The 14,960-nt window shown below is 62.4% G+C and carries 8 protein-coding genes and 3 pseudogenes; 10 read left to right on the top strand and 1 reads right to left on the bottom strand.

Annotation, left to right across the window (positions count from 1 at the left end; translation table 11 throughout):
• Positions 1-137 precede the first annotated feature (137 nt).
• The 3 genes from IPP03_03110 (at position 138) to IPP03_03100 (ending at position 6,865) form a co-directional block, all read left to right on the top strand.
• Positions 138-4,217, top strand: a complete 4,080-nt coding sequence (locus IPP03_03110) for a DUF748 domain-containing protein (GenBank protein ID MBL0351708.1) — start codon at positions 138-140, stop codon at positions 4,215-4,217.
• A 20-nt stretch (positions 4,218-4,237) separates the two neighbouring features.
• Positions 4,238-5,605: a YihY/virulence factor BrkB family protein gene (locus tag IPP03_03105; GenBank protein ID MBL0351707.1), complete on the top strand. Its 1,368-nt coding sequence runs from the start codon at positions 4,238-4,240 to the stop codon at positions 5,603-5,605.
• A 492-nt stretch (positions 5,606-6,097) separates the two neighbouring features.
• The gene (locus IPP03_03100) at positions 6,098-6,865 is read left to right on the top strand and encodes a glucose 1-dehydrogenase (protein ID MBL0351706.1); all 768 of its coding nucleotides are present in this window, start codon (positions 6,098-6,100) and stop codon (positions 6,863-6,865) included.
• Positions 6,866-7,035: 170 nt separating this feature from the next.
• Here the strand turns inward: IPP03_03100 and IPP03_03095 are convergent, their stop codons facing one another.
• A complete protein-coding gene (locus IPP03_03095) occupies positions 7,036-7,959 on the bottom strand; it encodes a recombinase family protein (GenBank protein ID MBL0351705.1) in 924 nt (307 codons plus the stop codon).
• 243 nt (positions 7,960-8,202) lie between these two features.
• Here IPP03_03095 and IPP03_03090 point away from each other — a divergent pair, with 243 nt between their 5' ends.
• The 7 genes and pseudogenes from IPP03_03090 to IPP03_03060 all read left to right on the top strand — a co-directional run bounded on the left by IPP03_03090 (position 8,203) and on the right by IPP03_03060 (position 14,948).
• Positions 8,203-9,735 carry a MarR family transcriptional regulator gene (locus IPP03_03090; protein MBL0351704.1) on the top strand — a complete coding sequence of 511 codons (1,533 nt, stop codon included), beginning with the start codon at positions 8,203-8,205 and terminating at the stop codon, positions 9,733-9,735.
• Positions 9,736-9,789: 54 nt separating this feature from the next.
• On the top strand, positions 9,790-10,029 hold the full coding sequence (locus tag IPP03_03085) for a ribbon-helix-helix domain-containing protein (GenBank protein MBL0351703.1): 240 nt from the start codon (positions 9,790-9,792) through the stop codon (positions 10,027-10,029).
• A pseudogene (locus tag IPP03_03080) lies at positions 10,029-10,448 on the top strand (putative toxin-antitoxin system toxin component, PIN family). Before IPP03_03085 ends, IPP03_03080 begins: the two are co-directional and overlap by 1 nt.
• 4 nt (positions 10,449-10,452) lie before the next feature.
• Positions 10,453-12,585 (top strand): annotated as a pseudogene (locus IPP03_03075) (Tn3 family transposase).
• 89 nt (positions 12,586-12,674) lie between these two features.
• Positions 12,675-12,983, top strand: coding sequence for an IS66 family insertion sequence element accessory protein TnpB (locus IPP03_03070; protein MBL0351702.1), 309 nt, complete (start codon positions 12,675-12,677; stop codon positions 12,981-12,983).
• Positions 12,983-13,360 (top strand): IS66 family insertion sequence element accessory protein TnpB, encoded by a 378-nt coding sequence (gene tnpB / locus IPP03_03065; protein MBL0351701.1) that lies wholly within the window; start codon positions 12,983-12,985, stop codon positions 13,358-13,360. Before IPP03_03070 ends, tnpB begins: the two co-directional genes overlap by 1 nt.
• A gap of 9 nt (positions 13,361-13,369) precedes the next feature.
• Positions 13,370-14,948, top strand: a pseudogene (locus IPP03_03060) (IS66 family transposase).
• The last annotated feature ends 12 nt before the right edge of the window (positions 14,949-14,960 follow it).

Here is a 14,960-nt window from a genome sequence, read left to right as displayed (position 1 = left end):
GGCTGCCACCATAGCGCACCCTTCCAGCGCCGATAGCCCGTATTAAGGAGCGTCCAGTCATCGACTCTGTAGTTAACACCTCAGCCAAGCCCAACCGGCTGCGAGGCATCATCACCAGCAAGCCTGCGCTCATCGGCGTGGCTCTCTTCGCGATGTACCTGCTCGGCGGCTTCCTCGCCCTGCCGGCGATCGTCAAGTGGCAGCTCGAGAAGCAGGTGCCGGCGCAACTCGGCCACACGGTCAGCGTCGGCAAGGTACGCTTCAATCCGCTGCTGTTTCGCTTCGAGGTCGACGATTTCGCATTTGCCGACCCCGATGGCAGGCCGCTGCTGGCTTTCAAGCGGCTGCTGGTTGATTTCGAGCTGCGCAGCGTCATCGACCGCGCGTGGACCTTCGCCGAAGTCAGGCTGGAGGCGCCGATGCTCAACTTCGCGCTCGACAAGGACGGCCGCCACAAGTTTGCCAGCTTGCTCGAACGCCTGCCGGCAAGCGAACCCGACGTCGACCAAGGCTTGCCGCGCTTCATCGTGCAGCGCGTCGCGCTGAGCGAGGCTCGCATCGAGTTTTCCGACCACTGGCACGACGAACCTCTGGTGGCGCAGATTGCACCGCTGTCGGTCATCATCGACAATCTGTCCAGTCTGCCCGAGGCGGCAGCGAGTTATCGGCTGTCGGCACAAACGGCTGCCGGCGAGATACTGGAGACAAGCGGCGACCTGGCGCTCAATCCGATCGTCGTGAAAGGCAAGTTGAAGCTTGGCGGTCTGCAGGTGGCGACACTGGTCAGGAGTCTGCCGCGCCTGCTGGCCATCGATTCACTGGCGGGCAAGGTCGATCTGGGCGCCAGCTTCGATTTGGCGATCGATACTGCAGGCACCCTGTCGGGCGTCGTGCAAGATGTCAATCTCAACCTGACCTCGCTGTCGCTAAGCGCTGCCGGATCCGCTGAGCCGCTGCTGACGATGGCGACGCTGTCGCTGCAACAGGGCCGTGTCGACCTCACTGCGCACCGGGCAAGTCTCGGTGGGTTGCGATTGGCGGAAGGTAATGTCGTTGTCGCTTTCGATGAACGCGGCAAACTCAACTGGGAGAAACTGCTGCGCGTCTCTGCGTCCCGGGCCGCAGCGACTTCCGCCACCGAGACCGATACGACTGAGCAGCCCAAGGCTGCTGTGGCCATGGCGCCCGCCACGGCTCCGGGCACCGACCCAGTTGTGCCTGCGGGCGAAACCACGGATGCGGTGGTGCCGGGCGCGTGGCGGGTGACAATAGGCACTGCAGAGGTCTCGGCGGTCGCGCTTGCCTATGCCGATCCGGCGCAGGCGCTGGTCATTGACGTCGCCACGCTCGCTCTCGAGACCGCTCCCTCCGTCGAGTTTGCGATAGCCGGAATGCGCGTCGAGCTGGCGCAGCCGAAGCTGTCGCTCGCCAGAATGCGTCTCAAGAGAGGCTCCGAATCACTGACGGTTTCTAATGGGCAGATCGCTGCCGGGCAGATTACCATCGATATTGCCGATGCTCGTTTCGACCTCGTCATCGACCAGCCGCAAACAATTTTTGACGGTTTCAAGGCGCAGAGCGGGGCGGACGGCATCGATCTGGGCAAGCTCACTATCGCCGGCCAGACGCTGTCGCTGTCACAAGCGAGTGACGGCCTCGATCTGGTGATCGACAAGGTGCAAGGCGGCTTCGATGGGGTCGCAGCGCGGCGCGGGGCGGATGCGGTGACGCTGAAGGCTGCCAGGCTTGCCAGCGATAAGCTTTCGCTGGCGCAGGCCGTGGCGGAGACCAGGGTCAAGGCGCGTGCTGCGCAGTTATCGGCTAGCGGTCTGGCGGCACAGCAGGGAGCGGATCGAATCACGTGGCAGGACGCGTCGTTTGACGCCAGCAAGATTGTCGCTGCCCTTGGCGGCGCTTCGCCGGCTGCGACCAGCACGGACCTGCGTTTTGACGGCGTCGCTCTAAAATTGAAGGCACTGGCTGCCGTTGCGCTGGACGCGCCTTCGGAAATCGCGCAGATCGCAGCGGCGAACCTGGGCGCAAAATCCCTGACAGTGGCGCTGCCCAAGGGCCCCATCGACGTACTCGGCGACGGGCTCAGCTTGGCCTTGTCGGACGCCGTTTTCCATAGTCCCGCCGATCCCGCGACGGAAATGCTGCGCCTGGGCCGCGCGAATATTTCCGGCGGTGTTTTGCGCCTGAAGGATCAGGTCGTCACCGTTGACAAGGTCGCTATCGCCGATGGCGCGGCGCGGACCTGGCTGGACACTGAAGGAAAGTTCAACGGACTCATCGTCACCCGTGGCGCAGCAGCGGCGGCGGCCGAGGCCGCGCCTGGCGCCGCAGGCAGCGACGCCGCGTGGCGCCTGGCGGTGAAGTCAACCGAAGTCGATGACTTTGCGCTCGCCTTCGAGGATCGCAGTGGCGGGCCGCTGTTGGCGATCGGCCTCGAGTCGATCACTGCGCGTGTCACGAGTTTCGAAACCGGGGTCAGTACGCCGATGCATGTTGATCTGAAGGGCAAGGTCGCCAGCGGCGGCGACATCGAAGCCAAGGGTACGGTTCGTGCCGACGACGGCACGTCCGACCTGCAGCTCAAGCTGGTGGAGATCGCGCTGGCACCGGTGCAGCCCCTTGTGTCGGAATTTACCACGCTGACTGTGGCCTCCGGCACGGCTTCCAGCAGTGGCCGCTTGCGCTATGGCGATCCGGCAGTTGCCGGTGCAAAACTGGCCTACAAAGGCAGCTTTGTGGTCGATAAGCTGCAGATCGACGAGGTCGAGCCGAAGCGGCCATTCGTCACCTGGGACAAGCTGACCACCGACGACCTGTTGCTCACCGTCGAACCGAATCTGCTGGATGTCGGCGAGCTACAGATAGTGCAGCCCACCGGGCGTTTGATCATTGCCGAGGATCAGTCGATCAATCTGACCGATGTGCTGAAGAAATCCAAGGATGGCGAAGAACCAGCGGCGGCGACAGCAGGCGACGAGGGTGTTCCGACCGAAGATCCGTTTCCGGTCACAGTCGCCCGCATTCGCGTCTCCAAGGGCGCGCTCGAGTTTGCTGACCTCAGTCTGAGACCGCAGTTCCGTACGCGCATGCACGAACTGCAAGGCGTGATCACCGGCCTTGGAACCGATCCGGCACGCAGCGCCAAGATGCAGCTCGACGCGCGAGTAGACAAGTACGGTTCGGCGAAGATACGCGGCCAGATCAGCGTCTTCCACCCGGCGAAACTGACCGATATCGAGATGACTTTTCGCAACCTGACGTTGAGCTCGCTGTCGCCGTACGGCGTCAAGTTCGCCGGTCGCAGGATCACGGGCGGACAGTTGTCTCTGGATCTGCAGTACAAGGTTAAGGAGAGAAAGCTGCGCGGCGAGAACAAGATCGTTCTCAAGCAGGTGAAACTTGGCGAGCGGGTCGATACCCCCGGTGCTGCGGATCTGCCGCTCGATCTGGCGATAGCGATCCTAAGTGATTCACAGGGTGTGATCGATATCGGGCTACCGGTCAGCGGCGACCTCAACAATCCTGAATTCGCCTACGGGGCGGTGATCGGCAAGGCCTTCGGCAGTTTGCTTACCGGCATCGTCACCGCGCCGTTCAAGGCGCTCGGTGCGCTCTTCGGTGCCAGCAGCGATAGCAAGCTCGACAGCATCGACTTCGAACCCGGTAGCGCGGTACTTGCACCGCCCGAACGCGAGAAGCTGGCAACGGTCGCGCGGGCGATGAAGGAGCGTACGATGCTGACCCTGGTCGTGCCGCCGACGCACTCGGTCGAGACCGATACAGCGGCGCTGAAGTCGCTCGCTGTGCGCTCCGACATCGTTGGGCGCATGGGGCTGGAGCTGCAGCCGGGCGAGGATCCTGGCCCGGTTGATGCGGCCAACCCGCGTGCGCAGGTGGCGATCGAGGCGGCGTTCAGCGAGCGCTATGCGCCCGAAGTGCTGGCCCTGGTGAAGCAGCGTGCGCTTGCCACTGCGCCGACAGCGTTCTATCAAGGTCTCCTCGAGCGAATGATCAAGGAGCAGCCGGTCTCCGACGAGGCGCTGGCGCAACTTGCCAGCCAACGCGGAGAAGCGATTGTCGCCGAGATGACCAGCATTGATGGAGTGGACGTCAAGCGTGTGCTGCCTGGCAAACCGCGCCAGGCCAGCGCAGCGTCCGACAAGGCGGTCACCTTGCAGCTCGAACTCGAGGTCGCCAAGTGAAGCCCGTCATCGATGCCGGTTTGCTGAGTCGCCTGGAGAGCATTATCTGGGGTAGCCAGGGAGTTGCTCTGTCGGTCTGGCAGGCGCGCGGCATACGCGTCATACGGACGCTGCTACTGCTGGTACGCGATGTCGTGGACGGGCAGCTGACCCTGCGCGCGATGGGCCTCGTTTATACGACGCTGTTGTCGATCGTGCCGCTACTGGCGCTGAGTTTTTCGGTGCTCAAGGCCTTCGGCGTGCATAACCAGATTCAGCCGATGCTGCTGACCTTCCTCGAGCCTCTCGGTGAAAAAGGCGAGGAGGTCACGTCGAACATCATCTCGTTCATCCAGAACATAAACGTCGGCGTGCTCGGTGCGTTCGGCCTGGTCTTGCTGCTCTACACCGCGATTTCGCTGATGCAGAAGATCGAAGAATCGTTGAACCACATCTGGCACGTGCCCCGTCCGCGGTCGCTTGGCGATCGTTTCAGCCGCTACCTGAGCGTGCTCATGGTCGGTCCGATCCTGGTCTTCGCAGCCTTGGGTATCACTGCCACGGTAGTGAGTGTCGAGACGGTGCGCGGCCTGCTGGCGATCGAGATGCTCGGCCAGCTGGCACAGACGATCAGCCGGCTGATGCCCTATCTGCTGGTGATCGCGGCCTTCACCTTCATTTACATGTTTATCCCCAACGCGCGCGTGCGCTTGCTCCCGGCGCTGATCGGCGGCGCTGCCGGCGGCATCGCCTGGCAAACCGCCGGATGGGGATTTGCGGCTTTTGTGGTGACGTCGAACCAGTACGCAGCGATCTATTCGAGTCTGGCGATCCTGATTCTTTTCATGATCTGGCTTTACCTGAGCTGGCTGATCCTGCTCTTCGGCGCCAGTGTTGCCTTCTACGCCCAGCATCCGGAATACCTCTACGCCAGTGCCGGCGAACCGCGACTTAGCAACCGCATGCGCGAACGACTGGCGCTGTCGGCCATGACCCTGGTTGCCAGCAGGTTCGTCGCCGGCGAGCGTGCGCCATCGCTGACCGAATTCATCGGCTTGCTGGACATGCCGAGGCACGTCCTGCTGACCGTGCTCGATGCGCTTGAAAGCCAGCAACTGCTGGTGCAGAGCAGCGACGATCCACCACGCTACCTGCCTGGACGAGACCCCTCTCTGATCAGCGTGATGCAGATCCTGGAGACGGTACGCAGCAGCGGTGAGGAACGCTTCCTTTCACCCGTCGGACTGCCGACGCCACCGGCAGTCGACAAGCTGTTCGTAGACATGCAGCAGGCGCTTGCCGCGTCGGTCGGCGGTATCAGCCTGCGTGAGCTGGCAGCGCAACTGACCGACGCCGCGCCGCTCGATCAGCCGCTGCCGGCCCGCCCTGAAAGTGGCGTGCTTGAGTAATCATCAACGTGTCAGCAGCTCGATATGCGGTTGATGGCTGTAGCTGGGGGATACTTTGTTATCTGCCTTTCAGTCCGTGATGACCTGAAGGGCGGGATTGGGTCTGGATGACTCATTGGTATTTTTGGATAGCGGCCCGCTTGGATCGATTTTCCGCCTGAAGCTGACGAAGGTGGGGTTTGAGGCGTAGTGGAACGGTTATGGTGAATTTGCATAACTGTTCTGTTGCACCTCAGACCCGAATGGCGCTAAGTTAAGGACGTATTGCGTCCGCTTTTTAAGCCACAATGCTCGCGATGAGCATGCTGGACGGCCTTAACTTAGCGCCATTCACCTCAGACCCTAATCAAGCGTGTATCCGGATGGACGGGGCCCAGAACCCGTTGCTGGTCTGGTAGTAGAACCTTGAAGGGGGTCAGCGCCGCCCTCGCGTCGCCGCGGAATGCTACACTGGCCGCATCGTTCAACGTGAACACGTCCAGGGAGATTAACGTGTCCAGACTGCAAGACAAGGTTGCACTGATCACGGGCGGGGCCAACGGTCTTGGCGAAGCGATTGCCCAGCGCATGTCCGAAGAGGGCTGCGCAGTGCTGATCGTCGATCGTGACGACCGTGGTCGCGAAGTTGCCGAAAAGCTTCAGGCTGCCGGGCGCAAGGCGGCGTTTCATGCCTGCGATGTGACCATCGAGGCGCAGGTGAAGGCGGCCGTTCAGGCGGCGGTCGACCAGTTCGGTCAGCTCGACGTGCTGGTCAACAACGCCGGCATCGAAGGTGTCAATAAGCCGACCGACCAGCTCGAACTTGCCGAATGGGAGAAGGTGATGGCGGTGAACACGACCGCCGTCTTTCTGTGCACCAAACATGCCATCGCGCCGATGCGCCAGGTCGGTGGCGGATCGATCATCAATATCTCGTCGATCTACGGCCTCGTCGGCGGTGCCGACATTCCGCCCTATCACGCCTCCAAGGGCGCGGTGCGCGTCATGTCGAAGAACGATGCGCTGACCTTCGCCCCCGACAAAATCCGGGTCAATTCGGTTCACCCAGGGTTCATCTTCACCGCGCTGGTTGATCGCTACGTCAAGGACGCCGGCCTTCAACATGACGCAGCCAAGGTCGCTCTGGACGCTCTCCATCCCTTGGGGGGCACCGGCCATCCCGACGACATCGCTTGGGGCGTGGTCTATCTGGCCTCCGATCAGGCACGTTGGGTGACCGGATCCGAACTGGTCATCGACGGCGGCTACACGGCGCGCTGAGGGCCTGACAAATGCGGCCGGCGGTGTCCGGATAGTGCACCGTCTGCGCCAACAGCACCTGCTGAACGTACGTGAGCCCCAGCGCGTAGACGATTTACGTGTGGCCGACCCGCGCGCGAAGCAGGCTTCCGGGGAGCAATGGAACAGCCAACCGACTTAAGCCATGAGCATCACCAGTGGCGGTCATGGCCTTCCATGCGGGCATCGCTCTCCGAGAAGCAGTGACGGTCATCCGCGTCGCTGGCGATGTCGCTGAGCAACTCGTTCATGGCTTCATCAAGGTCTTCGTCGCTCTCATAGGGCACCTTCAGCTCATACTCGCCGTTCGGTCGCCGCGTGACGTCGAATTCTTCGAGGTAAAAGCACTCGATGTGTTCTATCGTGCGCTTTTTACCGCGCACGAACTTGCTGTTGTTCTCGATGCGCAGGGTCAGCAGGACGGTGGCGACCTTCGGCGCATCGGCTTCGGCGCTTGCCGTCGCTGGCGGGTTTGACCGCTGTTGCGCCGATTTCGCGTAGGGGCCAATTTCCACGCCGCGATGCCGCAAGTAGCTGTACAGCGTGCTCTTGGAGACGTGCAGCTTTTGCGCAATAGCCGCGACCGACAGCTTGCGTTCACGATACAGCGTGTCGGCGGCCAGTGCCGTCGCATCGGCCTGCGGCGACAGACCCTTGGGCCGCCCACCGATCCGGCCGCGCGCCCGCGCCGCAGATAGCCCGGCTTGGGTTCGCTCGCGGATCAACTCGCGCTCGAACTCGGCCAGTGAAGCGAACAGGTTGAACACGAGCCGCCCCTGCGCGCTGGTGGTGTCGATCGGATCGTTCAGGCTGAGCAAGCCGACCTTTTGCTCTATCAGGCTGCCGACCAGTTCGACCAGGTGCTTGAGCGAGCGACCCATGCGGTCGAGTTTCCAGATTACGAGCACGTCACCTGCCCGCAATTGTCCTAGCAGATCATCGAGCGCCGGGCGCGCTGTCTTCGCGCCGCTCGCCACGTCCTGGTAGATGCGCTCGCAGCCAGCCACCTTGAGGGCGTCCACCTGCAAGTCCAGGTTCTGTTCGCGCGTGGATACGCGCGCATAGCCGATTTTCATCCTAATATTCCGTTTTACTCATTGGATTAAGACAGTATCAAACTTTGATTACGCGAACCACTATAGTAAACCGCTTAGCGATGAATGTGGAACGGCAGCCGCGAGATCGCTAAAGTACGTAAAAACGATCGTTTTATCGAACCATTACAAGAGCCATCTTAAAAGTGTATAAACACCCATGTACATAAACACCTAAGCCGGACGAGCCGGAACCAAACAGGTATTACGATAGAAGCCTGACGAATGACCGAGGAGGCGATCATGTTGGCGATGGCTCTGGCGGAACGATACGCGACGAACATGCATGGTGTGCTTTCGTGCTTTGACCGGATCATTATCACCGGCACGCTGCCTGGTGCGTGCTACGCGGCAGGAATGACGAGTTATTTGTACACGCACGGAATTCGGGTATTCGACTACCCGCGATTTGCCGAGCCGCTGCGAGATCGCATTCGTGAGCGTGCGCAGGAGGTGTGTCTGGCGGCGGGTATTGAAATCGCGCACGTCAGCAAAAGCCATATTCGCAAGGAAGAGTTGGTCGCGCGAGTGCTCGCCGGTCGCGGCGACGCACCGGGTTTGGTGCATGTACTCTCGGCCATGGAAGCCTGTCCGAGCTACAAACCGTGGCATGACAAAGGCAGTGGCAAGACTTTCCTGCGCCCCGATCAAGGCAAGTGCCTGCACTACTACTTCTATTTCATCGACGAGGAACTGGGGTTGTGCTACCTGCGTGTGCCGACGTGGGCACCGTTCGGGTTGCAGTTCTACTGTAATGGTCACAGCGCTCTGGCAAGAACTCTGACGCGAGAAAGGATCGACTTCCTCCAGCAGGACAACGCCTTCCTGCGTGTCGCCGACATCGCGCAGGCGCAGGCGCTGGCGGATGCGTTCAGTCCCGACGTACTTCACCCGCGACTGGATCGCTATGCGCAGTGGTTGTGCCCAGTGCTTGACGTCTTTGGATCCTCGTATCACTGGAGCTTGCGCCAAGTCGAATACTCCACCGACCTGATGTTTCGCAGTGAGCAGATATTGGTTCCACTGTATGACGCCATTTCGCGCCAAGCGGTCTTGGCCGCCAACGCAGAACGCGTCTCCAGCTTTCTGGGCAAGAAAGTCACGCCACAACTGGCCCAGGAGATCGGTTCCCGGTTGTCCACCCGTATCGAGGGGCGCTGCATCAAGCACACCATGGGCGCCGCTGGCGTCAAGGTGTATGACAAATTCTCCCGCGTACTGCGGGTCGAAACGACCGTCAATGACGTGAGTTTCTTCAAACACCACCGCAAGGTGGAACACAAGGACAGGCACGCCACCCGAGAATTGGCGCCCCTGAAGAAGACAATCTATAGCCTGATCGACCTGCGCGACATCCTGCTCGGCTGCAACCAACGTTACCTGGCGTTCCTCTCCAGCCTCGATGACCCCAGTGCCGGCGAGCGTGACTTGGAGCGATTGAGCATGCCACGGTTGGGGGCGGCTCCCGGTGTCAAAGGGGTGAACTTCTTTGATCCTGCCGAGAAAGCCTTGCTGCAAACCATGCAACGCGGCGAGTTCAACATTCACGGTTGGCGTCGTGCCGATCTTCTCAGCTATCTGAAGCTCACTCCGTCCGCCATGTCGCGCCAACTTGCCCGACTGCGTACGCTCGGCTTGATCAAGAAAGTCACTCATACCTATCGCTACTACCTCACTCGATTGGGACGTTCAGTCGTCGCTGCGGCCTGCTCATTGACCCGCTTCAACATAGTGCCAACCATGGCTTGCGCATCCTGAATTCTTCTCATGATTTGTGATGATTGAACTGGTTAGTGACTAACTGGAGACATCATGAACACCGTTCGCTGGAACATCGCCGTGTCGCCGGACGTGGATCAGTCCGTGCGCATGTTCATCGCCGCGCAGGGTGGCGGCCGCAAGGGCGACCTGTCGCGCTTCATCGAGGAAGCTGTGCGCGCCTACCTGCTGGAGCGGGCCGTCGATCAGGCCAAGACCGCTGCCGCAGGCATGAGTGAGACGGAGCTGAGCGACCTCGTCGAGGAGGCGGTGCAATGGGCGCGTGAGCACTGATGCGCGTCATCTTGGACACCAACGTGCTGCTTGGCGCGCTGATTTCACCGCATGGTCCGCCGGACTTGATCTACCGCGCTTGGCGAGTGGCCAGGTTCGAGCTGGTGACGTCGAGGGCGCAGCTCGACTAACTGCGGCGCGCGAGCCGCTACCCGAAACTCAAAGCCATCCTGCCTGCCCACCGCGTCGGCACGATGGTCAACAACATGCAGCGTGCCATCGTGCTGGACGCGCTGCCGCCCCTGCCGGAAGGCGTCGAGGCAAATGACCCGAATGACTCTTTCTTGTTGGCAATGGTCTTGGCGGGCGAAGCCGACTATCTGGTGTCTGGCGACCGCCGCGCCGGGCTGCTGCAACGGGGCAGCATCGGCCGCGCGCGCATCGTGACACCGGCCACTTTCTGCGCCGAAGCGCTTTGACGCCATGCCGGTCGGCTTCCTGTCTGCCACGCAACGGGAACGCTATGGCCGTTATCCAGAGTCGCTTTCCGCCGACGAACTGGCGCGCTATTCCCACTTGGACGACGATGACCGCGAGTGGATCACCGCCAAGCGGCGCGACAGCACCCGCCTGGGCTATGCGCTGCAACTGACAACGGTACGCTTTCTCGGCACCTTCTTGGCAGACCCGACTGCCGCGCCCGGCGCAGTGCTGCAGACGCTCTCGTCGCAGCTCGGCATCACCGATGCCGCCTGCGTGCTCGCCTACCGCGAGAGCGAACAACGCTGGCGGCACACGACCGAGATTCGTGTCCGCTACAACTACCGCGAATTCACCGACAACGGCGTGCAGTTCCGTCTCGGGCGCTGGCTGTGCGCGATGTGCTGGACGGGCACCGACCGGCCCAGCGCGCTGTTCGACTACGCCAACGGCTGGCTGGTTGGCCACAAGGTGCTGCTGCCCGGCGTGACGGTACTGGAGCGCTTCGTTGCCGAAGTGCGCTCGCGCATGGAGTCACGCCTGTGGCGTCTTCTGGTACGTGGCGTGACGGATGCACAGCGGCAGCGCCTGGATGATCTGCTCAAGCCCGCCGAGGGTAGCCGCCAGTCCTGGCTGGATCGGCTGCGCAAGGGGCCGGTACGCGTCAGCGCCCCGGCACTCGTCTTGGCGTTGCAACGCATCGAGACCGTGCGCGGCCTGGGCATCACGCTGCCCGGCACTCACGTGCCGCCCAGCCGCATCGCGGCCTTGGCGCGCTTCGCCAGCACCGTCAAGGTCTCGGCCGTAGCCCGGTTGCCGGAAGCACGCCGCGTTGCGACCCTGGTGGCCTTCGCCCACTGCCTCGAAGCCAATGCCCAGGACGATGCCATCGACCTGCTCGACTTGTTGCTGCGCGAGCTGTTCACTAAGGCCGAGAAGGAAGACCGCAAGGTCAGGCAGCGCACGCTCAAGGATCTGGATCTGGCGGCCTCGACGCTGGCCGAGGCGTGCCGGATGCTGCTCGACCCCGGTTTGCCGGACGGCGAGCTGCGCGAGCGCGTCTATACGGCCATCGGACGCGACGAGCTGGCCCAGGCCCTCGATGAGGTTCGCGGCCTGGTGCGCCCGCCCAACGATGTGTTCTGCACCGAGTTAGAAGCCCGGAAAGCCACCGTGACGCGCTTCATTCCAACGCTGCTGCGCGTCATCCGCTTCGACGCCAACCCGGCGGCGCAGTCCTTGGTACAGGCAATGACATGGCTGCACGAGCAGCCCAAGCACGACCCGCCCACCGCTATCGTTGGCAAAGCATGGGAGCGCCATGTCGTGCAGGCCGATGGTCGCGTCAATGCCACGGCCTACACCTTTTGCGTGCTCGACAAGCTGCGCGCGGCTATTCGGCGGCGCGATGTGTTCGTCAGCCCGAGTTGGCGTTACGCCGATCCGCGCGCTGGCCTGCTGGCCGGTGCCGAGTGGGAGGCTGCGCGCCCCATCGTCTGCCGCTCGCTGGGCCTGACCATCCAACCCGAAGCCACACTGGCCGCACTGACGCATGAACTGGATGAAACCTACCGGCGCGTCGCGGCACGCCTGCCTGAGAACGACGCCGTTCGCTTCGAAACCGTTGGCGACAAAACCGAACTGGTGCTCAGCCCCTTGGAAGCGCTGGAGGAACCGGCCTCATTGATTGCCTTGCGCAAAGAGATCAAGGCGCGCATGCCGCGCGTCGATCTGCCGGAAATCCTGCTGGAGGTCGCGGCGCGAACGTGCTGCATGGAGGCGTTCACGCACCTGACCGAGCGCATGGCGCGCGCCGCTGACTTGACGACCAGCCTCTGCGCGGTGCTGCTGGCCGAAGCCTGCAACACCGGGCCGGAACCGTTCGTGCGGCCGGACACCCCAGCCCTCAAGTGTGACCGGTTACTGTGGGTTGATCAGAACTACGTGCGCGATGACACGCTGATTGCCTGCAATGCCACGCTGGTCGCGGCGCAGAACCGCATCGCGCTGGCCCGCACCTGGGGCGGGGGTGACGTGGCCTCGGCCGATGGCATGCGCTTCGTCGTGCCAGTACGCACCATCCACGCCGGGCCAAACCCGAAATACTTCAATCGCGGGCGCGGCGTCACCTGGTACGTAACCGGTAACTCTGCGGCGTTCTTTCCAGCGCCGATCGTGCTGTCGACAATGTCCTCCTCGAATCACGAAACGCGGAGGAGGCCAGGATGGCCAAGGCAGGGGAAGGGTCGCGGGTGCGGCGTAGCGCGAGCGAATGGGAGGCGTTGCTGTCGCGATTTCCGGGCAGCGGTTTGAACGTTGCGACCTTCTGCAAACGCGAAGAGATCAGCGATACCAGCTTCCATCGCTGGCGCACACGTCTGGGCATCGCCCTCGACAGTCAGGACAAGGCCAGCGGCCAGCCGGCCACCTTCGTCGACGTCGGCCCTCTGAGCACAACCACGGCGACGCCCGCTCGTTTCCACCTCACCCTCGACCTCGGCGGCGGCCTGATCCTGCAGCTGGAGCGCCGCTGATGTTTTTCCCTGAAGGCCAAATCCGCGTCCAAGTCTATGGCCAGCCGGTCGACCTGCGCAAATCCTTCGACGGTCTGTACGCGATCACCCGTCATGTCCTCGGTCAGGACCCGCTGAGCGGCCAGCTCTTCGTCTTCTTCAATCGCCGTGGCACTCAGGTGAAGGTGCTCTACTGGGATCGCAGCGGCTTCTGCCTGTGGGCCAAGCGTCTCGAAGAAGGCCGTTTCGTCGCCAACTGGGATAAAGTGCGCACGTGCGAAATCGACTGGACCGGTCTGAAACTGCTCCTCGAAGGGATCGAGCCGGGACGCCGGAAGAAGCGTTATCACGCCTCTGGAGCGCCCATAAAAACGCTTCAAAACAGCGGCTTGTGTTAAAATACACGCATGGATTCAGCACGTTACCAGACGGTTTACAACCTCGAACAAGCCGCGGCATTGTGCCCGCAAGAGGTGCTGGATCTGTGCCAGACGCTGTCTGCTGAAATCACCGCACTGAAGCAACAAATCGACTGGTTCAAGCGCCAGATCTTCGGCCAGAAAAGCGAACGACGCATCGACGTCACGCCGAGCGGCCAACTGAGTCTCGGCGAGTTCCCGACGCCCCCACCAGGTTCTGAGTCACCAGGTCGCCCCGTCGCCGCGCATACCCGTCAGCCGACCAGCAAGCGTCCCAGTGACGAAAGCGTGCCCTTCTTCGACGAGAACCGCGTCCCAGTCGAAGTCGTCGAGCTCACCGCGCCGGAAGTCGAAGGCCTCTCTCCCGAGGACTACGAGGTCATCAGCCACAAGGACAGCTATCGCCTGGCGCAACGGCCGGGTAGCTACGTGGTGATCAAGTATCGCCGGCCGGTAATCAAGCTCAAGAGTAACCAGACACTGGTCTGCGCCAACGCGCCGGCCGGTGTCATTGAGGGCAGCCGGGCCGACGTCAGCTTCGTCGCCGGACTGCTGATTGACAAATTTGCCTACCACCTGCCACTGTATCGCCAGCATCAACGCCTGGCCGATGCGGGAATCACCGTCAGCCGGCCGTGGCTGACGCAGATCGGGCAACAGGGCATCACTCTGCTCGAACCGATCTACGAGGCGCAGTTTGCCTCGATCCGCAGCTCGCGCGTCAAGGCGATGGACGAGACGCCGATCAAGGCCGGACAGGGCGCACCCGGCAAGCTGAAAGCGGCGTACTTCTGGCCGGTGTATGGCGAAGGCGACGAAATCTGTTTCCCCTTCTTCGCCAGTCGCGAGTTCAAGCACGTCGAGGCGGCCCTCGGACTGACCGCCGCCGAAGGCGCGGTGCTGTTGTCGGACGGCTATCAGGCCTACAGTCATTACGCGGCGCAGATCGGGATCACGCACGCCCAATGCTGGGCGCACACGCGTCGTAAGTTCTTTGACGCGCAAGACGCGGAACCAGAAGCGGCAGCGCAGGCACTCGCGCTCATTGGGGACCTGTATCAGGTCGAAGAGCGCATCCGCGAGCAAAAGCTCACCGGTGCAAGGAAGCGCGACTATCGTCTGGAGCATGCCAAACCGATCGTCGAGCGTTTCTTCGCCTGGGTTGGCGAACGCTTCGCGGCGCAGGGGCTGTTACCGCGCAATCCGCTGACCAGGGTGCTGGCCTACGCGCGCGATCGACGATGGGGACTGGAGGTCTTCCTCGCCGACCCGGACGTGCCGATCGACACCAATCACCTCGAACGCGCCCTGCGGGTGATTCCCCATGGGGCGCCGCTCCTGGCTGTTCTGCTGGACGGAGTTCGGCGCCAGGCAGGTCGGGATCATCCAGAGCCTGATCGTTACCTGTCGGCTGCATCAGATCGACCCCTACGATTATCTCGTCGATGTCCTGCAGCGCGTCGCCGAGCACCCCGCCGACCGCGTCCATGAACTCACGCCACGGGTCTGGAAAGAACTGTTCGCTCAGAACCCGCTGCGCTCGCCTTTGTACGCGTTGCCGAAGTAGGGGCGCTCGACG

Origin of the sequence: Candidatus Dechloromonas phosphoritropha (genome assembly GCA_016722705.1) — a bacterium.
GTDB classification, from domain to species: Bacteria; Pseudomonadota; Gammaproteobacteria; order Burkholderiales; family Rhodocyclaceae; genus Azonexus; species Azonexus phosphoritrophus.
This window is presented reverse-complemented; position numbering and strand designations above follow the sequence as displayed.

Coding starts and splice junctions, on each gene's coding strand:
- IPP03_03095 (MBL0351705.1), bottom strand. CDS start 7,959: ATGAAAATCGGCTATGCGCGCGTATCCACGCGCGAACAGAACCTGGAC.
- IPP03_03090 (MBL0351704.1), top strand. CDS start 8,203: ATGACCGAGGAGGCGATCATGTTGGCGATGGCTCTGGCGGAACGATAC.
- IPP03_03085 (MBL0351703.1), top strand. CDS start 9,790: ATGAACACCGTTCGCTGGAACATCGCCGTGTCGCCGGACGTGGATCAG.
- IPP03_03070 (MBL0351702.1), top strand. CDS start 12,675: ATGGCCAAGGCAGGGGAAGGGTCGCGGGTGCGGCGTAGCGCGAGCGAA.
- tnpB (MBL0351701.1), top strand. CDS start 12,983: ATGTTTTTCCCTGAAGGCCAAATCCGCGTCCAAGTCTATGGCCAGCCG.